21 protein-coding genes are annotated in these 20,873 nt (G+C 59.2%); 10 read left to right on the top strand and 11 right to left on the bottom strand.

Going from position 1 to position 20,873, the window contains the following annotated elements:
* Positions 1 to 117: 117 nt before the first annotated feature.
* From msrQ to mrcB, 9 genes are all read right to left on the bottom strand, one after another.
* Positions 118 to 738: a protein-methionine-sulfoxide reductase heme-binding subunit MsrQ gene (gene msrQ / locus PMI31_RS21355; RefSeq protein WP_008020511.1), complete on the bottom strand. Its 621-nt coding sequence runs from the start codon at positions 736 to 738 to the stop codon at positions 118 to 120.
* On the bottom strand, positions 738 to 1,751 hold the full coding sequence (gene msrP, locus PMI31_RS21350) for a protein-methionine-sulfoxide reductase catalytic subunit MsrP (RefSeq protein WP_008020510.1): 1,014 nt from the start codon (positions 1,749 to 1,751) through the stop codon (positions 738 to 740). The genes msrQ and msrP overlap by 1 nt, the downstream gene beginning before the upstream one ends.
* A 58-nt stretch (positions 1,752 to 1,809) precedes the next feature.
* A complete protein-coding gene (pssA, locus tag PMI31_RS21345; RefSeq protein ID WP_008020508.1) occupies positions 1,810 to 2,664 on the bottom strand; it encodes a CDP-diacylglycerol--serine O-phosphatidyltransferase in 855 nt (284 codons plus the stop codon).
* A gap of 144 nt (positions 2,665 to 2,808) precedes the next feature.
* Positions 2,809 to 3,825 carry a ketol-acid reductoisomerase gene (gene ilvC / locus PMI31_RS21340; RefSeq protein WP_003228216.1) on the bottom strand — a complete coding sequence of 339 codons (1,017 nt, stop codon included), beginning with the start codon at positions 3,823 to 3,825 and terminating at the stop codon, positions 2,809 to 2,811.
* Positions 3,826 to 3,870: 45 nt separating this feature from the next.
* Positions 3,871 to 4,362, bottom strand: a complete 492-nt coding sequence (ilvN, locus tag PMI31_RS21335; RefSeq protein ID WP_003205610.1) for an acetolactate synthase small subunit — start codon at positions 4,360 to 4,362, stop codon at positions 3,871 to 3,873.
* 2 nt (positions 4,363 to 4,364) lie between these two features.
* A complete protein-coding gene (locus PMI31_RS21330) occupies positions 4,365 to 6,089 on the bottom strand; it encodes an acetolactate synthase 3 large subunit (RefSeq protein ID WP_008020505.1) in 1,725 nt (574 codons plus the stop codon).
* Between the two features lie 483 nt (positions 6,090 to 6,572).
* The gene (locus tag PMI31_RS21325) at positions 6,573 to 6,908 is read right to left on the bottom strand and encodes a YqcC family protein (RefSeq protein WP_008020503.1); all 336 of its coding nucleotides are present in this window, start codon (positions 6,906 to 6,908) and stop codon (positions 6,573 to 6,575) included.
* Positions 6,908 to 7,645 (bottom strand): tetratricopeptide repeat protein, encoded by a 738-nt coding sequence (locus PMI31_RS21320; protein ID WP_008020502.1) that lies wholly within the window; start codon positions 7,643 to 7,645, stop codon positions 6,908 to 6,910. The genes PMI31_RS21325 and PMI31_RS21320 overlap by 1 nt, the downstream gene beginning before the upstream one ends.
* A 16-nt stretch (positions 7,646 to 7,661) precedes the next feature.
* Positions 7,662 to 9,980: a penicillin-binding protein 1B gene (gene mrcB / locus PMI31_RS21315; RefSeq protein ID WP_008020499.1), complete on the bottom strand. Its 2,319-nt coding sequence runs from the start codon at positions 9,978 to 9,980 to the stop codon at positions 7,662 to 7,664.
* A gap of 115 nt (positions 9,981 to 10,095) precedes the next feature.
* On the opposite strand from mrcB, the gene PMI31_RS21310 reads away from it, so the two are divergent.
* The 5 genes from PMI31_RS21310 to PMI31_RS21295 all read left to right on the top strand — a co-directional run bounded on the left by PMI31_RS21310 (position 10,096) and on the right by PMI31_RS21295 (position 13,411).
* Positions 10,096 to 11,652, top strand: coding sequence for a bifunctional aminoglycoside phosphotransferase/ATP-binding protein (locus PMI31_RS21310; protein WP_008020498.1), 1,557 nt, complete (start codon positions 10,096 to 10,098; stop codon positions 11,650 to 11,652).
* Positions 11,653 to 11,743: 91 nt separating this feature from the next.
* Positions 11,744 to 12,088: a pentapeptide repeat-containing protein gene (locus tag PMI31_RS21305; protein WP_008020496.1), complete on the top strand. Its 345-nt coding sequence runs from the start codon at positions 11,744 to 11,746 to the stop codon at positions 12,086 to 12,088.
* 245 nt (positions 12,089 to 12,333) lie between these two features.
* A complete protein-coding gene (locus tag PMI31_RS21300; RefSeq protein ID WP_008020494.1) occupies positions 12,334 to 12,606 on the top strand; it encodes a TfoX/Sxy family protein in 273 nt (90 codons plus the stop codon).
* A gap of 122 nt (positions 12,607 to 12,728) precedes the next feature.
* Complete coding sequence (locus tag PMI31_RS30840) at positions 12,729 to 13,043, top strand: hypothetical protein (protein WP_157213296.1); 315 nt, start codon at positions 12,729 to 12,731, stop codon at positions 13,041 to 13,043.
* A gap of 50 nt (positions 13,044 to 13,093) precedes the next feature.
* Positions 13,094 to 13,411 (top strand): Rieske (2Fe-2S) protein, encoded by a 318-nt coding sequence (locus PMI31_RS21295; RefSeq protein ID WP_008020493.1) that lies wholly within the window; start codon positions 13,094 to 13,096, stop codon positions 13,409 to 13,411.
* Here PMI31_RS21295 and sfsA read toward each other — a convergent pair.
* Together sfsA and PMI31_RS21285 are read right to left on the bottom strand one after the other, a co-directional pair.
* Positions 13,408 to 14,121: a DNA/RNA nuclease SfsA gene (gene sfsA / locus PMI31_RS21290; RefSeq protein ID WP_008020491.1), complete on the bottom strand. Its 714-nt coding sequence runs from the start codon at positions 14,119 to 14,121 to the stop codon at positions 13,408 to 13,410. The genes PMI31_RS21295 and sfsA overlap by 4 nt on opposite strands.
* Positions 14,121 to 15,293, bottom strand: coding sequence for a pyridoxal phosphate-dependent aminotransferase (locus tag PMI31_RS21285; protein ID WP_008020490.1), 1,173 nt, complete (start codon positions 15,291 to 15,293; stop codon positions 14,121 to 14,123). The genes sfsA and PMI31_RS21285 overlap by 1 nt, the downstream gene beginning before the upstream one ends.
* Positions 15,294 to 15,629: 336 nt before the next feature.
* Between PMI31_RS21285 and dksA the strand changes: the two genes are divergently transcribed.
* The 5 genes from dksA to PMI31_RS21260 all read left to right on the top strand — a co-directional run.
* Positions 15,630 to 16,070: an RNA polymerase-binding protein DksA gene (dksA, locus tag PMI31_RS21280; RefSeq protein ID WP_007995322.1), complete on the top strand. Its 441-nt coding sequence runs from the start codon at positions 15,630 to 15,632 to the stop codon at positions 16,068 to 16,070.
* A 229-nt stretch (positions 16,071 to 16,299) separates the two neighbouring features.
* Positions 16,300 to 17,196 (top strand): tRNA glutamyl-Q(34) synthetase GluQRS, encoded by an 897-nt coding sequence (gene gluQRS, locus PMI31_RS21275; protein WP_008020488.1) that lies wholly within the window; start codon positions 16,300 to 16,302, stop codon positions 17,194 to 17,196.
* 77 nt (positions 17,197 to 17,273) lie between these two features.
* The gene (locus tag PMI31_RS30565) at positions 17,274 to 17,450 is read left to right on the top strand and encodes a hypothetical protein (protein ID WP_003176118.1); all 177 of its coding nucleotides are present in this window, start codon (positions 17,274 to 17,276) and stop codon (positions 17,448 to 17,450) included.
* Entirely contained in the window at positions 17,434 to 20,388 is a 2,955-nt protein-coding gene (locus PMI31_RS21265) for a sensor histidine kinase (RefSeq protein WP_007971103.1), read from the top strand. Before PMI31_RS30565 ends, PMI31_RS21265 begins: the two co-directional genes overlap by 17 nt.
* Positions 20,389 to 20,410: 22 nt before the next feature.
* The coding region (locus tag PMI31_RS21260; protein WP_008020486.1) for a response regulator at positions 20,411 to 20,873 on the top strand (463 nt) is incomplete at its 3' end.

Here is a 20,873-nt window from a genome sequence, read left to right as displayed (position 1 = left end):
TGAAGCAACCTGCTGCCGAAACTTGCGTAACTCTTTGTTTATCAAGGAGTTTTCCGTTTCGACTGCGCCGGAAGTGGGGCGAATTATAGGCCTCCAGAATCTGCCGTCAACCACTATTTACGCCTTTTTGGCAGAAGAGCCCTTTTTAGCCATCAAACGCGGGATTCGACGGGCCAAAGGCGGTAGCCGCAGCACTAACAGCAATGCACCTATAGAGGCATAGATCGCCCACTCCTTCAGGTCGGCGCGCACAATCCAGAGCATATGCAGCAATCCAAGCCCGAGAATTACATAAGCCAGGCGATGCAACTGCTTCCAGCGAGCACCCAATCGCCGCTGACTGTATCGATTGGACGTCACTGCCAATGCCAGCAAACCAAGAAAACCCAGCGCCCCGACAATAATGTAAGGCCGCTTGCGCAACTCGACACCCAGCTGCGACCAGTCAAAACCAAGAATGAATGCGGAGTAAGTACCGAGATGGAGCAGCACATAGGCAAAACACCACAACCCCAACTGTCGCCGCACGGCGTTCCACCCCGCCCAACCGGTGAGTTTCTGCAAAGGTGCCATGCTCAACGTTACAAGCAGCAGAACAAGTGCCCCCAAACCCAGTCGATCGACCAGCACCTTGCCCGGATCCGGCCCGAGGACATCCTCCCAGGCCTGGTACAACCACAGCAGCGGCCACACCGACACCAGGATAAAGACACCGATACGCCAGAGCGGACAGCGCATCAGTAATTCGCCCTCAGGTCGAGCCCCGTATATAGAGAGGCGACTTCCTCTGAATAGCCGTTGAACATTTGCGTGTCGCGCACATTGGGTTTGAGCAAACCACTGGGCAAGCGGCGTTCACGAGCCTGAGTCCAGCGAGGATGATCAACCGTAGGATTCACGTTCGCATAAAAGCCATATTCATCCGGCGCAATGCTCTGCCAGGTGGTTTTCGGCTGCTCGCCGACCAGACTGATGCGCACAATGGACTTGATGCTCTTGAAACCATATTTCCAAGGCACCACCAATCGCAGCGGCGCACCGTTTTGATTGGGCAACTCACGCCCGTACATGCCTACCGCGAGAATCGCCAACGGGTTCATCGCCTCATCCAGACGCAGCCCTTCTATATATGGCCAGTCGATCAAGGCAAAACCGGAACGCTGACCCGGCATGCTCTTGGGATCCTGCAGGGTTTCGAAGCGAATGAATCTGGCTTTCGAGGTCGGTTCGACCTCCTTGAGCAAAGCCGAGAGGGGAAAACCGATCCAGGGAATGACCATCGACCAGGCTTCCACGCAACGCAGTCGGTAAATTCGCTCCTCCAACTGATACGGCTTCATGAAGTCTTCCAGCGCATACCGCCCAGGCTTGCCCACCTCCCCGTCCACCACTACCGACCACGGCTCCGTCTTCAGCGTGCCGGCATTGGCAGCCGGGTCACCTTTGTCGGTGCCGAACTCGTAGAAGTTGTTGTAATGGGTCGCATCCTTGAACGGCGTGATCGCCTCATCCTTGACGTTGACCGCACCCCACTTGGTAAGCGGAAGCTTTTCGCTGAACCAGGAAGGCGCCTTGCCGGATTCAACATCCGGGTACCGCACAGCTTCGCCAGCACTGGCCCATTGCGGCAGGCTGCCCAAAGCGAAACCGGCAACCGTGGCACCGAGCACTTTGCGTCGAGATAGATAGAGGGATTCAGGCGTGACGTCCGACTCATGGCAGTCGGACGCCTTGGAGACTTTGATCAGCATGGTTACTCCGCAGCTTTGGAGGACAGATGCACCCATAGACTGCGGAGTATGAGGGAAATTACGCGCTCTTGTTACGGCGAAGGCGTAACAGGTATTGAACCGGACCGGAGGCTGCATAGGCGAGAAACACCAGCAGCAGGATGCGCGGCGGATCACTGAACACCACTGCGAAGACCAGTACCACAGCGAGAATCGCCACGAAAGGCACTCGCCCCTTCAGATCCAGCTCCTTGAAGCTGTTGTACTTGATGTTGCTGACCATCAGCATGCCGGCCGCAGCAACCATCAGCGCCACCAGGAAAGACATCTTGGAGCCCTGGATACCGTAATCGCTGAACGCCCAGACGATGCCCGCAACAACACCCGCCGCCGCCGGGCTGGCCAGGCCGATGAAGTAACGCTTGTCCGCCGTGCCGACTTGAGTGTTGAAACGCGCGAGACGCAGCGCCGCACCCGCGACATAAACGAAGGCAACCATCCAGCCGACCTTGCCCATGTCACCCAAGGCCCAACCGAAGGCCAGCAATGCCGGCGCAACTCCAAAAGCGACCATGTCCGACAGCGAGTCGTACTCGGCACCAAACGCGCTCTGGGTATTGGTCATGCGCGCAACCCGACCATCAAGGCCGTCGAGTACCATCGCGACGAAAATGGCAATCGCCGCAAACGCAAAGTACTTGCTCGCATTGACCGAGTCGCCGGCACTCAAGGCAGCCTGGGCGCTCATCGAGTTGATGATGGAGTAGAACCCTGCGAACAGGTTCGCAGTGGTGAACAGATTCGGCAGAAGATAGATACCACGATGCCGGACTTTACGACCTTCAGCGTCATGCCCTTCCTCGACATGTTCATCGATGGGCAGCAGGCTTTCGGCGTCAGAAGCCTGGCTTGGCTCTTCGGGGCGTTCGCTCATGGACATTACCTTGCAACGGGGTGGAAAGTTTGGACAGGTGTCTGGGACGACGGTTCGGCCGCAAACGATGCAGCTTTATACCAGAACCGGCCTCCCAAACGAAAAAACGCGGCCTAAGCCGCGTTTTTCGCACAAGCGCGTGACTTAGTTTTTGGCTTTGTCGACGATCTTGTTGGCACCGATCCACGGCATCATGGAGCGCAGTTGCTCGCCGATGATTTCGATACCGTGAGCGGCGTTGTTACGACGCTTGGCGGTCATCGAAGGATAGCCGGTAGCGCCTTCGCTGATGAACATCTTGGCGTATTCGCCGTCCTGAATACGTTTCAGGGCGTTGCGCATGGCCTGACGGGATTCGGCGTTGATGACTTCAGGGCCGGTCACGTACTCGCCGTATTCGGCGTTGTTGGAGATCGAGTAGTTCATGTTGGCGATACCGCCTTCGTACATGAGATCAACGATCAGCTTCAGTTCGTGCAGGCACTCGAAGTAGGCCATTTCCGGCGCGTAGCCAGCTTCAACCAGAGTTTCGAAACCGGCTTTGACCAGCTCGACGGTACCGCCGCACAGAACGGCTTGTTCGCCGAACAGGTCGGTTTCAGTCTCGTCCTTGAACGTGGTTTCGATGATGCCGGTACGACCGCCGCCAACGCCGGCAGCGTAGGACAGAGCGACGTTCTTGGCGTTGCCCGAGGCGTCCTGGTAGATAGCGATCAGGTCAGGGATACCGCCGCCCTTCACGAACTCGGAACGCACGGTGTGCCCCGGAGCCTTCGGCGCGATCATGATCACGTCGAGGTCAGCGCGCGGCACAACCTGGTTGTAGTGGATCGCGAAGCCGTGGGAGAAGGCCAGGGTGGCGCCTTTCTTGATGTTCGGCTCGATTTCGTTCTTGTACAGGGAGGACTGGAATTCGTCCGGGGTCAGGATCATGACCAGGTCGGCAGCTGCAACAGCGGAAGCAACGTCGGTCACTTTCAGGCCATGGGCTTCAGCCTTGGCAACGGTAGCCGAACCTTTACGCAGGCCAACAGTCACGTCAACGCCGGAATCTTTCAGGTTGCACGCTTGAGCGTGACCCTGGGAACCGTAACCGATGATGGCAACTTTCTTGCCCTGGATGATCGACAGGTCGCAGTCTTTATCGTAGAAAACTTTCATGAATTTCCCCTATATCAGGCCGTTCAGGCCGTTCGCTAATTTGGTTTAGATGCTGAGTACTTTGTCGCCGCGGGCAATGCCGGTCACGCCACTACGGACGGTTTCCAGAATCGAGGCGGTGCCGATGGACTGAATGAAGCTGTCGAGCTTGTCGCTGGTACCGGTCAGTTGAACGGTATACACGCTGGCGCTGACATCGACGATCTGTCCACGGTAAATATCGGTAGTGCGCTTGATCTCGGCGCGCTGGGCGCCGGTGGCCTTGACCTTGACCAGCATCAGTTCACGCTCGATGTGAGCACTCTCCGACAGGTCGACCAGTTTTACCACTTCGATCAGCTTGTTCAGGTTCTTGGTGATCTGCTCGATGATCTCATCGTGACCGACAGTGGTCAGCGTCAGACGCGACAGGGTCGGGTCTTCGGTTGGGGCCACGGTCAGGCTTTCGATGTTGTAGTTACGCTGCGAGAACAGACCAACCACACGAGACAGAGCGCCGGGTTCGTTTTCCAGAAGCAAGGAAATAATGTGCCGCATGATTAGGTACGCTCCGTCTTGCTCAGCCACATATCGCGCATGGAGCCGTCTTTGATTTGCATCGGGTAGACGTGCTCGCTGGTGTCGACCGAAATATCGATCACCACCAGGCGATCCTTCATGGCGAACGCCTCTTCCATCTTCGACTTCAAGTCTTTCGATTCGGTGATGCGTACACCGACGTGGCCGTAGGCCTCTGCCAGCTTGACGAAATCAGGCAGCGATTCCATGTAGGAGTGCGAGTGACGGCTGCCGTAACTCATGTCCTGCCACTGGCGAACCATCCCCAGCACACCGTTGTTGAGGATGACGATCTTCACCGGCAAACCGTATTGCAGGCAGGTCGACAGCTCCTGGATGTTCATCTGGATACTGCCCTCGCCGGTGACGCATGCAACGTCAGCGTCAGGGAAGCTCAAGGCGATGCCCATGGCCGCCGGCAGACCGAAGCCCATGGTGCCCAGGCCACCGGAGTTGATCCAGCGGTTCGGCTTGTTGAACTTGTAGTACTGCGCAGCGAACATCTGGTGCTGGCCCACGTCGGAGGTCACAAAGGCATCGCCCTTGGTCACTTCGCACAGGGTTTCGATCACGGTCTGTGGCTTGATCTTGCTGCCGTCGCCCTTGTCGTACGGGAACAGGTCGCCATCACCACGCCACTCGTCAACCTGCTTCCACCAGCTGGCCACGGACTCCTTGTTCGGGGTCTCGCCGATTTCCTTGAGGATCGCGACCATTTCGGTCAGGACACTCTCGACCGGACCCACGATTGGCACGTCGGCCTTGATGGTCTTGGAGATCGAAGCCGGGTCGATGTCGATGTGAATGATCTTGGCGTTCGGGCAGAACTTCGACGCGCCATTGATGACACGGTCGTCGAAACGCGCACCGACAGCGAGGATCACGTCAGCATGGTGCATCGCCAGGTTGGCGGTGTAGCTGCCGTGCATGCCGAGCATGCCGATGAACTGACGGTCGGTGCCAGGGTAGCCACCGAGGCCCATCAGGGTATTGGTCACTGGCAGGTTAAGCATCTTCGCCAGCTCGGTCAGTGGCGCAGAACCACCACCGAGGATCACGCCGCCGCCCGAGTACAACACGGGACGCTTGGCCGCCAGGAGCATTTCTGCCGCCTTGCGGATTTGACCGGAGTGACCGCGAACAGCCGGGCTGTAGGAGCGCAGCTTGGCTTTTTTCGGGAAGACGTATTCGAACTTCTCGGCCGGGTTGGTCATGTCTTTCGGAATATCGACAACGACCGGGCCAGGACGACCGGATTGCGCCAGGTAGAACGCCTTCTTCATGACTTCCGGGATTTCCGACGCGTGCTTGATCATGAAGCTGTGCTTCACGATTGGCCGGGAGATACCGATCATGTCGGTTTCCTGGAAAGCATCGGTGCCGACCATGGTGCTCGGTACCTGGCCGGAAATGACCACCATCGGTATGGAGTCCATGTAGGCCGTGGCGATACCGGTGATGGCGTTGGTTGCACCCGGACCGGAAGTCACCAGTACCACGCCGGCTTTACCGGTGGCACGGGCGTAGCCGTCAGCCATATGGGTAGCCGCTTGCTCGTGACGAACCAGGATGTGGGTCACTTCCGGTTCTTTGAACAGGGCATCGTAGACATGAAGAAGAGCACCACCCGGGTACCCGTAGATATATTTGACGCCTTCGTCGCGCAAAAAGCGGACGAGCATCTCACCGCCAGATAAAAGCTCCACGTTGCTCACCTCTAAAACGCCAGAATACCGCCCACGAAAAATGGGACGGGTCTTAATAGGTTTACTTCTCAGCAGAGCATGAGCGACGGTGGTCGCCGACTACGTCAGCACTGACTGAGCAAGTATTGGGATCGTCCCAAGTGTTGCGGGCCTTTCCCACCCAGCGCGAGGTAACGCGTTGCGGGTGTAACAGGTCGACGCGGATATGCGCCTCATGATCTGCTGAGAGGGTCTGCTTCTGGCAGTCCCTGTACAGCGGACTTTGGATTCTTCTGTTTCGCCCTTCGCAAGTCAAGTCGTCTATGAGCTTTATTCTAGTAAGCACATGAGAACGCAAGAAAAAACCTGTAAATCCGCTGTGTGTTAGCTTCAATTGCGCAAGTTTTGGCAAAAAATTGGCACGCGCATGCACTTAGGCTGCAACGGCCGACAAAATAGAGAGAGATTGTGGACAACTGCCAGCGGACGCTGGCAGCTTCTGGCTCAGCGAGACGCTGTGATCAGTTGATCAAACTGTTTGAGCAATGCCTGCAACTGCCGATCCTTGCCCTGGACATTGCGTCCGGCAAAGACCATTTCGGCCATTTCCTGAATGCCCGAAGCATTGGGTAGCGGTAAATTCTGCTCGAGGATCATCTTCATGCGCGGCAGGAAGATCCATTGCAGCCATTGCTCGAAATCCAGTGTATCGACCGAAAACGGTTCGACGCTGGAAAGCGCTTCAGCAGATGGCGAGACTTCATCCCACCACCCTTGCACCCGCAATTCGCGCTCGATCAACAACAGTTGATCGGCGATTTTCAGAAAGCGCGTATCCATCACAGCGTTACCTTGGCCTTCTGACGAGCCAATGCCGCGCCCTGGGAGTCAGCCTGTTTTTCACGCGCCTGGGCAATCAGTTCCCACAAGTTCGCCTGAAGGGCTGGACGGCCATTGGCAAAGGTCAGCCCGCGGCGAGCGAACTGCTCGGCCTGGGCCGCATCGCCTTGAGCCATCCGCACCTGCGCCAGACGGTAAAGCACCTGCGGCTCACGCGGAGCAACGCGCTGGGCGCGCTCGAGGCTGGAGGAGGCACCATTGAGATCACCACTCGCTTGTTGCTGTTGAGCGGTGGTCAGCAACGCCAATACCGGGCCGTCCAGTTGCTCGTCGGCAGACAGCCCGCCCGAACTGGCTGACGGAATCCCGCTTGGCGACGACGGCATGCTGTAGCTGCCCTGATTGAGCGGCGCCGACTGGATCGGCGACGTGTCAATCGGCCCCGGCGTGATCGGACCCGGGGTAATCGGCGTGGTGCTGATCGGCGTTGAAGTCGTTGCAGCGCCTGGCACCATCACCACGACGCCGCTGTCACCTTGCGGAATCGCCTGGGCCTGCGAATGACCTTGTACAGGGCGCTTGACGGTCGACTGGCGGAAGCCGCCATTGGCCGAGATCCGCTCACTGTTGGACACGGCGGTGCCAGAATCCACAACCGGAATCGAGCCACGTTGTACGGTGGAGCAACCGCTGAGCAAAGCTACGGCGGCAACCGCTGGAATCAACCACTTGTTCACTTGAAATCCTCTTTGCTTAATTCATCCAGCCCTTGACCCAGTCCATCACCGTCTCGGCAGGGTTTTCACCACCGCAGACGGCGCCGGGAGGCGGTTCGCTGCCGCGAATATACGGCATCTGCACCGCGCCTGGGCAACCGGCATCAGAACCTTGCCCGGTTCGCGAATCAACCCAAGCCTGAACGATATTGTCCGGCTGCGGCATGTCCAAGGGAAGTGGATCAGCCTTGCGCATGAAGCTGGTCCAGACCTGCAAGGCCCCGGTGGCGCCAGTGAAAGGCGTCTTGCCGTTGTCATCGCGACCCAGCCAGACCACCGCGAGCAAGTCCTGGCTGAAACCGGCAAACCAACTGTCCCGCGAGTCGTTACTGGTACCGGTTTTACCCGCCAGGGTCAGCGTCCTTGGCAACACGTTATAAACCGAGCTGCCAGTACCTTCACGCATCACACGCTGCATGGCGCTCTGGATCAGGTAAATGGAGGCTGGATCGAAACGCTGCTGAATCTGGAACGGATAACGCTTGAGCGGCTCGCCCTCGGCAGTCAGCACGCTACGGATCCCGCGCATCGGCGTATTGAAGCCGCCATTGGCGAGGGTCTGGTACATGGTCGCGACTTCGATGGGCGTCATGCCGCCAGCGCCGAGCAACATTGACGGGAAGGCCGGGAACTCACGAGTCACACCCAGGCGCGCCAGCGTCTTCAGGACGTTCGGCACACCGACCGCCAGACCGAGACGCGCGGTCGACAGGTTGTAGGAATGCGCCAGGCCTTGATAAAGGAAGACAGTACCGTGAGAGCGACGATCGTAGTTCTGCGGTTTCCACACCTGGCCGTCGGCACCCTTGACCGAGAAGACTTCGTCCGACAGCCAACTGGTCAATGTGTACTGGCTAGGCTTCTCCAGCGCAGTCAGATAAACCGCCGGCTTGATCAGCGAGCCGATCGGCCGAACCGCATCCAGCGCCCGGTTGAACCCGGCAAAGCTGGCCTGGCGACTGCCGATCATGGCCTGTACTTCGCCAGTCTCCGGGTTGGTCACAACCATTGCCGCTTCGACGTCTTCGGAACCCTTGCGCCCGGCCAGACGCTTGAAGGTGTCGTTGACCGACGCCTCGGCCTTCATCTGCAGGATCGGGTCGAAACTGGTGAAGATCCGCAGGCCTTCTTCGGTCAAGTCTTCGTCGCGATAATCTTCGCGCAACTGACGCTTGACCAGGTCGAGGAAGCCGGGGAACGAGCTGTCCGCGAGACTGCCGCGCTTGGTCACGCCCAGCGGCATCTTCTTCGCGGCCTCAACCTGCTCGGCAGTCGCGACGCCCTGCTCTTGCAGGACATCGAGCACCAGGTTGCGCCGCTCAAGGGCACGCTCCGGATTACGACGCGGGTTATACGAAGAAGGCCCCTTGACCATGCCCACCAGCAGTGCGACCTGATGCAGCTTGAGTTCGGCCAGTGGCTGACTGAAGAAGAACTGGCTCGCCAGACCGAAACCGTGCACCGCGCGCTGACCGTCCTGCCCGATAAACACCTCGTTGAGGTATGCCTCGAGGATTTCGCGCTTGTCGTAATGCAGCTCGAGCAGCAGCGCCATCATCGCTTCGGTGAGTTTGCGGCTCAGGCTGCGCTCGTTGGTCAGGTAGAAGTTTTTGACCAATTGCTGAGTCAGCGTACTGCCGCCCTGACGCATGCGGCCGGCCGCACCGTTGACCCAGATTGCACGGGCGATCGACTTCGGCGAAACACCAAAGTGATGATAAAAATCGCGGTCCTCGACAGCCACCAGCGTTTCAAGCAAGTACGGCGGCACCTGATCGATCTTGATCAGGATCCGGTCTTCGAGGTTTTTCGGGTACAGACCGCCGATCAACAGCGGCTCCAGGCGCACCACGGAAAGCTTCGAGTCCTTCGCTCCCGAAAGTTCCGCCACGTAATCGCCAGAGAAGCGCACGCGCACCGGCTGCGCTTGCTCCATGCCTTCATAGAACTGGAAGCCACGGGTGTTCAAATCAACGGTATTACCGTTGACCGACGCCGCACCCGGACCGTTAGCCACGCTTTCACGGCGATAGCCCAGGGCATCGAGCTCGGTGAGGAAATCGTCCCTGCTCAGCTTTTGTCCGACGAACAGCTCGAGCGGGCGCGCGTAAACCTTGGCCGGAATGGTCCAGCGCTTGCCGGAGAACTTCTCCTGGACGATTGCATCAAGGTAAACGGCGAATCCGGCCAGCACGACCAGGCCGACCAGACTGAGTTTAATGGCCCAGCCCAACCATGGGCGCAGGCCCCTGGAGGGTGGTTTTTTTGGAGTGCGGGGAGTTCGGGTACGAGTCATGGCGGCGGATTATACGCACTTTATTCATACCCGACAGGAGCGCTCCGAGGTTTGCGCCAAGCGGACTTACAGCCATAATGGCGGCCTTGATTTTCCAGACTCTGAAGGATCGCCTGTGAGCCAGTCCCTGATCGCTGCCCTGCAAAACCCTGCCCTCTACCCGCATCCTGTAGACGGATTCCAGGTCATCGAAACCCATATTTCCTGGGTCGTTCTCACAGGCCCCTTCGCTTATAAAGTGAAGAAGCCGGTCAATTTCGGTTTTCTCGACTTCACCAGCCTTGAAGCTCGCGAACACTTTTGCGCTGAAGAGCTGCGCCTGAACCAGCGCCTGACTGACGATCTGTACCTTGAAGTACTGCCCGTCACCGGCAGCGCCGAGGCTCCGCAACTGGGCGGCGAAGGCCCGGCCATCGAATATGTCCTGAAGATGCGCCAGTTCCCGCAAAACGGATTGCTGAGCACCCTTCAGGCCAACGGCGAACTGACCACCGCACACATCGACGAGATGGCTGAACAAATCGCCCGCTTCCACCTCAGCGCACCGAAAGTGCCAGCCGAGCACGAAGCCGGCACTCCGGACAGCGTCATGGCGCCGGTGCGGCAGAACTTCGAACAGATCCGTCCGTTCCTCAGCGACAAAACCGACCTGCTGCAACTCGACGCCCTGCAAGCCTGGGCCGAAAGCAGCTTCGAGCGCCTCAAACCACTGTTCGCCCAGCGCAAGGCCGAAGGTTTCATTCGTGAATGCCACGGTGATATCCACTTGGGCAACGCGACCGTGATTGATGGCAAGGTCGTGATCTTCGACTGCATCGAATTCAACGAACCGTTTCGTTTTACCGACGTTTATGCCGACACCGGCTTCCTGGCCATGGACCTGGAAGATCGCGGCCTGAAGTGCCTCGCGCGTCGCTTCATCAGCCAGTACCTGGAGCTGACAGGTGACTATCGCGGCCTCGAACTGCTGAACTTCTACAAAGCCTACCGCGCACTGGTTCGCGCCAAAGTCGCCCTGTTCAGCATGCCGGCCGACGCCACTGCCGTGCAGCGCGCCACAACCCTGCGCCAGTACCGCAACTACGCCAACCTGGCGGAAAGCTACAGCACCATTCCTTCGCGCTTCATGGCCATTACCCACGGCGTTTCCGCCGTCGGCAAGAGCCATGTTGCCATGCGCCTGGTCGAAGCCCTGGGTGCGATTCGCCTGCGCTCCGATGTCGAGCGCAAGCGTCTGTTCGGCGAGCAAACCGTCGAGAATGACGTACAGGCCGGCATCTATAGTGCCGACGCCAGCGCGGCGACCTATGCCCGCCTGCACGAAATTGCCGACGTCATTCTGCGTGCGGGCTTCCCGGTGGTGGTCGACGCCACTTACCTCAAGCGTGATCAGCGTGACAGCGCCGCGAAGGTGGCCGAGGCCACCGGCGCACCGTTCCTGATTCTCGACTGCAATGCGCCACAGGCCGTGATCGAAAGCTGGCTGGCCGTGCGTCAGGCAGACAAGAAAGACCCGTCCGACGCCACCCTGGCTGTTATCGCAGCCCAACAAGCCAGCCGTGAAGCGCTGACGCCCGCAGAAATCCTCTGCAGCAAGCGCGTCCAGACCAATGAAAGCGGGACTCTCGATACCGTTGTGGCACAGATTCGCCAGCGCCTGCCAGGCCTGTAGGAAACTATTTCAGTCGTGAGGCCGGCGCTGGCTTCACGACTGTCAAATAGTGGCACTATACTGGCGTCATAAAACCATCAGGTGATGCGACATGAGCCAGCCGAAACTTCTCGACACACCGCTTTATGCCCTGCTGCACAAAGACGACATCAGAGGCTTCAACAGTGAACGCCCCAAGGATGGCCCCATCGACATGGTGGGTGGAGACTTCCGGGGGCTGGACCTGCGCGAGCTGAATGCTGACGGCGTGGACTTCAGCGACGCCTACTTCCGTTCCGCCGACTTGCGCGGCATCGATTTTCGCAAGGCCAACCTGGAAGGCGCGAGCCTGGCCCACGCGCAAATCTCCGGCGCCTACTTTCCGGTGGAACTCAGTGCCGACGAAATCCTGATGTCGATGAACTTCGGCACGCGATTGCGCTATCGCACCCGCTGATCAACGTCGTTGACTGACACGTCCAGCGCCCCCATTGCGTTGGACTGTGGGGGATATTCACCCGTAATTCCTGATTGTTCCCCGCCTCTTCCTCCCGCGTTCGCAGACTTTTCACACACTGCCAATACTCGCCTCTTAGAAGCATTTGCGTCGAAAACGAGCAAACAATCACGCTTTTCCTGCTGATGGCTACACTCCTCAGAAGATTGCCCACGATCTCCATTCGGCCATCGCAAGGAGGCTTGATGAATGATGAACTGCAACACCTGAAGAATCTTGGCAAGACGTCAGCGCAATGGCTGCATGCCGTGGGCATCCATAGCGCTTCGGACTTGCGGCGCCTCGGGGCGGTGGATGCTTATCGGGCCGTGCGTACGCGCGGCTTTCGAGCGTCCAAGGTGTTGTTGTACGCAATCGAAGGCGCCCTGATGGACGTTCACTGGAATGACATTCCCGCCGAGCGCAAGGAGGCGTTGAACAGACAACTGGAAGCCATCTCTTCACGCCACAAGAACTGATCCGACAAAACTTACTGAAGTATTGCAACCTGCAGCCCAATGATTACGGGGCCTGCAGACGAAAAACCGGCAATTCGAAAAGAATTCAGGAAACAGCGGTTGACTTGGTAATGAGAATCGATATGATTATCACAACTGGTCGCGAGACTGGTCGATATTCTGAAAAGCCCTTGGTTCGGACTCTCGGATTATCTCCTCATCAGGCTAATCACGGTTATTTGACCCGGCTCTTGCCGGGTCTTTTTTTGCCTGTGGAAAAGTACTGGCCAGATCAGGTGATGATGCCCCATGCAGATCACCGCGACGCGGGTGATCAAGCGCATAAACGGCTTCCTTTACAGTTTTCCCGGGCATCGAAGGAGCAGGCCAAGTATCCTCAGCGACAGGCACTTGTACCCGGTGGGCAAGACGGCCATTTCATTTTTGTTAGCATTTAACGACCAAGCTCGGGCATATCCGCTGACGAGCTGCGGGACCGAGGATAGACATGAAGTTGCTTTGCGCAGGCGCCGTGCTGGTCAACGACAGCAGCCGCGGGTTCGACATCGACGGCCAAAAGCTTTTTGCGGTGCGTCGCAGCGGGCAGGTTTTTGTCTACATCAATCGCTGCCCCCACCGAGGAGTCGGTCTGGAGTGGCATCCCGATCAGTTTCTCGACCCCAGCAACAGCCTGATCCAGTGCGCCACCCATGGCGCACTGTTCCTGATCGAAGACGGTGAATGCGTCGCCGGCCCTTGCGCAGGGCAAGCCTTGACCGCCGTGGCCTGTCGCGAAGATGAACAAGGGATCTGGATCAGCCTTTAGCCACCCGGCAACACGTCCAGACGCCGGTCGACCAACATTTCCTGGTGATTCAACCGCACACCGTAAGCCAGCACCTCAACCCCACAGGCCACCGCCTCACGCAAGGCCTGCGCATAAGCCGCATCGATTTCCTGCGCCGGGCGCACGGCCTCGATGTCGGTCAGGCAAACGCAATACAACTGCACCGCGCGAATACCGTCCCTGGCCAAATGGGCCAGCTCCCGCAGATGCTTGGCGCCACGCTGCGTGACCGCATCGGGGAACGCCGCCACCGCGGTACCGTCGAAGCCCAGGGTCACGCTTTTGACTTCGACGTAGGCCGGCCCGTCGGGGTAATCGAGGCGAAAATCGATGCGACTGTTTTCCTGACCATAAGCCACTTCGCGCTTGAGCCCAGTAAAGCCGTTCAGCTCAGTGATGATGCCCGCACGCAGAGCCTCTTCGACCAAACCATTGGCCCGGGCGGTGTTCACGCAAAACAGCCGCCCTTGCGGGGTTTCACCGATCTCCCAGGTGCCGGGCAACTTGCGTTTCAGGTCGTTGGAGCGGCTGAACCAGACCTGCCCGCCCTCGACCTGGCAATTGAGCATCGAGCCGGTGTTCGGGCAGTGAATGGTCAACAATTCGCCGCCAACGGTTTCGATATCGGCGAGAAAACGCTTGTAACGACGAATCAGGCGACCTTCTTCGAGTGGAGGATGAAATCGCATCAGCCTTGCCAGCTCCGCAACCCACGGGCAATGCGCTCGACCGCCTCCTGCAAACGCTCGAGATTTTGCGTATAGGCGAACCGCACATGATGCCCGGCTTGATAACGCCCGAAATCCAGCCCCGGGGTGAATGCCACATGCTCGGTTTCGAGAAAGTGTTTACAGAATGCGAAGGCATCGCCGCCGAACTTGCTGATATCGGCGTACAAGTAGAAAGCACCTTCCGGCTCCACCGCAATGCCGAAGCCCATTTCACGCAAGGCCGGCAGCAGGTAATCCCGACGCCGGCCAAATTCGGCGCGACGCTCTTCGAGAATGCTGATGGTTGCCGGCTCGAAACAGGCCAGTGCAGCGTGCTGCGCCATGCTTGGAGCACTGATGTAGAGATTCTGGGCGAGCTTTTCCAACTCACCAACGGCAGCGTCGGGGGCCACCAGCCATCCCAGCCGCCAACCGGTCATCCCGAAATACTTCGAAAAACTATTCAGAACGAATGCACCGTCGTCGACTTCCAGCACACTGGCCGCATCAGTGCCATAGGTCAGGCCGTGATAAATCTCGTCGACCACCAGATGACCGTGGCGCTCCTTGATCGCGGCAGACAGCTTCGCCAGCTCGTCGCGGGTCAGGATCGTGCCGGTCGGATTGGCCGGCGACGCCACCAATGCGCCAACGCTGTCGTGGTCCCAATGACGCTCGATCAGGCCAGGCGTCAATTGATAACGCACATCGGGACCGACCGGCACCAATTGTGCCGCGCCTTCCACCAGTCGCAGGAAATGCCGGTTACAAGGGTAGCCCGGGTCCGCCAGCAGCCAGTGTTTACCGGGGTCTACCAGCAAAGCGCTGGCCAGCAGCAAAGCGCCGGACCCGCCGGGCGTGATGAGGATGCGCCGCGGGTCGATGTTCAAACCATAACGCTGCTGATAAAAGCCTGAAATGGCCTCGCGCAGCTCCGGAATACCGCGCGCGGCGGTGTAACGGGTTCGCCCTGCCGCCAGCGCAGCCTGGCCGGCCTGGATGATCGGCTCGGCGGTGGTGAAGTCCGGCTCGCCGATTTCCAAGTGGATCACATCATGGCCGGCTGCCTGTAATTCATTGGCCCGCGCCAACAGCGCCATGACGTGGAAAGGTTCGATCGCGCGACTGCGGGCACTGTAGGGCTGAGCCATTGGCCTTCCTTCAACAGGGGGAAAAAAACCGATTCTACCCAAGCGCAGGAACGAGCGAGAACCTAAAGCGGTCAGAGGCCTTATAACCCCGACCACAAACGACTCAAGCGCTTACGCAAGGTTTGACTAAAATCAATAATTGAGCAGGGTTCCAGAGCCACCAGACAACGGTTTGTCATCATTTGCAAGCAGCATGTGCCGCGAGCTCGACATCCGGGAGTAGCGCGGCCCGAGTTGATCTGGTAAGTTCGCCCGCTTGCAGCCGCAGGGCCGGCAGGTGTCGGTGATGGAGCAATCCTGCGCAGATGGATTACAAGAGTAGAGGCGGTCTATTTCATGTCCACCCAAGCAAAGCAGCAAAACCAGACGATCAGCGGCTTCGAGCCCTATGTTCAGAAAGCCGGCGAAGAGTACATGGGCGAGCCCATGCGCAAGCACTTCACCAAGGTTCTGAATCAGTGGAAAAAAGAGCTGATGGAAGGTGTCGACAAGACCGTGGACCACATGAAGGACGAAGCGGCCAACTTTCCTGATCCGGCAGACCGTGCCAGCCAGGAAGAGGAATTCGCCCTCGAACTGCGTGCCCGCGATCGTGAACGCAAGTTGATCAAGAAGATCGACAAGACCCTTCAGTTGATCGAAGACGAAGAGTACGGCTGGTGTGAATCCTGCGGCATCGAAATTGGTGTCAAGCGCCTCGAAGCACGCCCTACCGCCGACCTGTGCATCGACTGCAAGACCCTGGCGGAAATCAAGGAAAAGCAAGTCGGCAAATAATTGCGACTTGATCGAAGAACGGAGCGTGCGAACGCTCCGTTTTTGTTTCCAAGATTCGCTGATGCCCGTTGCGATTAAAATCGCCATCACTGTAGGAGCGAGCTTGCTCGCGATGAACCTGAGAACGCCGCGGGGTACCAGGCTCCCAGCTTTATCGTTGACGGCAATCGCGAGCAAGCTCGCTCCTACAGGAATCTGACGACAGCCTGGAATAAGTAGCCTTGCCCTGATGACCGCCACCACCTCCGCCACCTACATCGGGCGTTTCGCCCCGACGCCCAGCGGCCACCTGCATTTTGGTTCACTGGTCGCCGCACTGGCCTCCTACCTTGACGCACGCTCGGTGGGTGGCCTGTGGCTGATGCGCATGGAAGACCTTGATCCACCCCGCGAAGAACCCGGCGCCCAGGCGGCCATTCTCAAGGCTCTGGAAAGCTATGGCTTCGAGTGGGATGGCGACCTGGTTCGCCAAAGCGAACGCCACGATGCCTACGCCGAGGTGCTCGATCGCCTGTTCAATCACGGCCTGGCCTACGCCTGCACCTGTTCGCGCAAGCAGCTGGAACCGTATCACGGGATTTATCCCGGGCTGTGCCGCAATGCCGGCCATGGCACTGATGATGCCGCCATCCGCCTGCGCGTACCGGAACTGGAATACCACTTCCTCGACCGGGTGCAGGGCGAACACCGCCAACATCTGGGCCGGGAAGTTGGCGACTTCGTGATCCGCCGCCGCGACGGGCTCTACGCCTATCAGTTGGCCGTGGTCCTGGACGATGCCTGGCAGGGCATCACCGATATCGTTCGGGGTGCCGACCTGCTGGACTCCACGCCCCGCCAGCTCTACCTGCAGGAACTGCTCGGCCTGCCTCAACCGCGTTATCTGCATATCCCGCTGATTACTCAGCCCGATGGCAATAAACTGGGTAAATCCTACCGTTCACCGCCGTTGACCGAGGATCAGGCAACGCCGCTGTTGCTGCGGGCGCTACGCGCGCTGGGGCAGAACCCGGGAACCGAACTGGCTTACGCCACGCCACGGGAAGTCTTGAACTGGGGCATTGCCCACTGGGATGCTTCGTTGATCCCGCGCACACTGAACCTGCCCGAGGCACAGCTATTGTGATCGCACTTGCAGTGGCGCGCCCATCCGTTACCATCGCCGCACGTTTTCGGGCACGCGCATAAAAAAGAGAGGCCGGGATGTACATCTATCGCTTGGTCCTGCTTTTGGTAGTGGGGATTTACCTGTTTTCCCCGGCCATCATGGATTGGTGGATCGACGCCACTGGCGCCTGGTATCGCCCTTATCTGCTCTGGCTGATTCTGATCGTCGTGACCTTCATCCTGCAGAGCCAAAAAGATGCCGATGAGCTTTAGCCTGACCCAGATGATCCTGATCAGCGCCGCGTACCTGGCGGTGCTGTTCGGCGTGGCCTGGATCAGTGAACGGGGCATGATCCCGCGGGCGATCATTCGCCATCCGCTGACCTACACCCTGTCACTGGGCGTCTATGCCAGTGCCTGGGCGTTTTACGGCACCGTGGGCCTGGCCTATCAGTACGGCTACGGTTTTCTGTCCAGCTATCTGGGTGTCTCCGGGGCATTTCTGCTGGCGCCGGTGTTGCTCTACCCGATCCTGAAGATCACCCGCACCTATCAACTGTCGTCTTTGGCGGACCTGTTTGCCTTCCGCTTCCGCAGCACCTGGGCCGGTGCGCTGACCACAATTTTCATGCTGGTCGGCGTACTGCCGCTGCTGGCCTTGCAGATTCAGGCGGTCGCCGACTCCATCGGCATTCTCACCCGCGAGCCGGTGCAGAATCGCGTGGCCCTGAGCTTCTGTGCATTGATTACGCTGTTCACGATTTTCTTCGGTTCCCGCCACATTGCCACCCGCGAGAAGCATGAAGGCCTGGTGTTTGCGATTGCCTTCGAGTCGGTGATCAAGCTGATCGCCCTCGGCGGTGTCGGGCTGTATGCGCTGTACGGTGTGTTCGACGGCCCGCAACAGCTTGAGCTCTGGCTGCTGCAAAACCAGACCGCGCTCGCTGCCCTGCACACGCCGTTGCAGGAAGGCCCGTGGCGTACGCTGTTGCTGGTGTTCTTCGCCTCGGCGATCGTGATGCCGCACATGTATCACATGACCTTTACCGAGAACCTCAACCCGCGTTCGCTGGTCAGTGCGAGCTGGGGGCTGCCGCTGTTCCTGCTGCTGATGAGCCTGGCGGTGCCGCTGATTCTCTGGGCCGGCCTGAAACTGGGCGCCACCACCAATCCGGAATACTTCACCCTGGGCATCGGTATTGCCGCCAACAGCAAGGCGCTGGCGTTGCTGGCGTATGTCGGCGGGCTCTCCGCCGCCAGCGGCCTGATCATCGTCACCACGCTGGCGCTATCCGGCATGGCCTTGAACCACCTGGTGCTGCCGCTGTACCAACCACCGGCCGAAGGCAATATCTACCGCTGGCTGAAGTGGACCCGCCGGGCGCTGATTGTCGCGATCATCATGGCCGGCTACGGCTTCTACCTGATGCTCGGTGCCGAGCAGGACCTGGCCAACCTCGGCATTGTCGCGTTCGTCGCCACGTTGCAGTTCCTGCCAGGCGTGCTCTCGGTCCTGTATTGGCCGACCGCCAACCGTCGCGGCTTCATTGCCGGTTTGCTGGCGGGGATACTGGTGTGGCTGGTGACCATGCTGCTGCCGCTGGTCGGCAACCTGCAAGGCTTCTACATTCCGCTGCTGAACATGATCTACGTGCTGGACGACACCAGCTGGCACATGGCGGCGATTGCCTCGCTGGCGGCCAACGTGCTGATGTTTACCCTGATCTCGCTATTCACCAACGCCAGCACCGAAGAGGCGAGCGCTGCCGAAGCCTGCGCCGTGGATAACGTCCGCCGCCCGCAACGTCGGGAATTGCACGCCGCCTCGCCCCAGGAGTTCGCCACACAGCTTGCAAAACCACTGGGTGCAAAAGCGGCGCAGAAAGAAGTGGAACAGGCACTGCGCGACCTCTATCTGCCCTTCGACGAGCGCCGGCCGTATGCCCTGCGCCGCTTGCGCGACCGCATCGAAGCCAACCTCTCCGGCCTGATGGGGCCGAGCGTGGCCCAGGACATGGTCGAGACGTTCCTGCCGTACAAGGCTGGCGGCGAAAACTACGTCACCGAAGACATTCACTTCATCGAAAGCCGTCTCGAGGACTACCACTCGCGCCTGACAGGCCTGGCCGCCGAACTCGATGCCCTGCGCCGCTATCACCGCCAGACCCTGCAGGAATTGCCGATGGGTGTTTGCTCGCTGGCCAAGGATCAGGAAATCCTCATGTGGAACAAGGCCATGGAGGAACTCACCGGCATCGCTGCGCAGCGCGTGGTCGGTTCGCGCCTGAGTACCATTGCCGACCCATGGAAAGAACTGCTGCAAGGCTTCATCAATCTGCCGGATGAGCACTTGCACAAACAGCACTTGGCCCTCGACGGCCAGACTCGCTGGCTGAACCTGCACAAAGCGGCGATCGATGAACCGCTGGCACCGGGCAACAGTGGCCTGGTGTTGCTGGTGGAAGACTTGACCGAAACCCAGATGCTCGAGGACAAACTGGTGCACTCCGAGCGCCTGGCCAGCATCGGTCGACTGGCGGCCGGCGTGGCCCATGAAATCGGCAACCCGATTACCGGCATTGCGTGCCTGGCGCAAAACCTGCGCGAAGAACGGGAAGAGGACGGCGAGCTGAAGGAAATCAGTGGCCAGATCCTCGAGCAGACCAAACGCGTATCGCGCATCGTCCAGTCGCTGATGAGCTTTGCCCATGCCGGCAGCCATCAGCACAGCGACGAGCCCGTCTGTCTGGCCGAAGTGGCTCAGGATGCCATCGGCCTGCTGGCCCTGAACCGGCGCAATTTCGAAGTGCAGTTCTACAACCTGTGCGACCCCGAACACTGGGTCGAAGGCGACCCGCAACGGCTGGCCCAGGTATTGATCAACCTGCTTTCAAACGCCCGTGACGCCTCGCCTCCCGGCAGCGCCGTACGGGTCAAGAGTGAAGCCGGCGAACACACGGTCGATCTGATCGTGGAGGACGAAGGCAGCGGTATTCCGTCGAGCATCATGGACCGATTGTTCGAACCTTTCTTCACCACCAAGGACCCTGGCGAAGGCACCGGTCTGGGCCTTGCACTGGTCTATTCCATCGTTGAAGAGCATTATGGACAAATCACCATCGACAGCCCGGCTGATGTTCAAAGCCAACGCGGCACCCGAATCAGGGTTACCTTGCCGCGTCATGTCGAAGCGACGTCCGCTGTGAACTGAGACCGTCGAGAGTATCGAATCAATGCCGCACATTTTGATCGTCGAAGACGAAACCATTATCCGCTCCGCCTTGCGCCGCCTGCTGGAACGTAACCAGTACCAGGTCAGCGAAGCCGGTTCAGTGCAGGAAGCACAAGAACGCTTCACCATTCCCTCGTTCGATCTGATCGTCAGCGACCTGCGCCTGCCGGGCGCGCCTGGCACGGAGTTGATCAAGCTCGCCCAAGGCACGCCAGTGCTGATCATGACCAGCTATGCCAGCCTGCGCTCGGCGGTGGACTCGATGAAAATGGGCGCGGTGGATTACATCGCCAAGCCATTCGACCACGACGAAATGCTGCAAGCCGCCGCGCGAATCCTGCGCGATCGACAAACGGCACAAGCCGGTGGTGAAGCGGTTGCCGGCAAAGCCGCCAACGGTGCGGTGAAATCCGCTACCGACAACAGCAACGGTGAAATCGGCATTATCGGCTCCCCCCCCCCCC

The sequence above is a fragment of the Pseudomonas sp. GM55 genome, assembly GCF_000282395.1.
Classification (GTDB): domain Bacteria; phylum Pseudomonadota; class Gammaproteobacteria; order Pseudomonadales; family Pseudomonadaceae; genus Aquipseudomonas; species Aquipseudomonas fluorescens_CC.
This window is presented reverse-complemented; position numbering and strand designations above follow the sequence as displayed.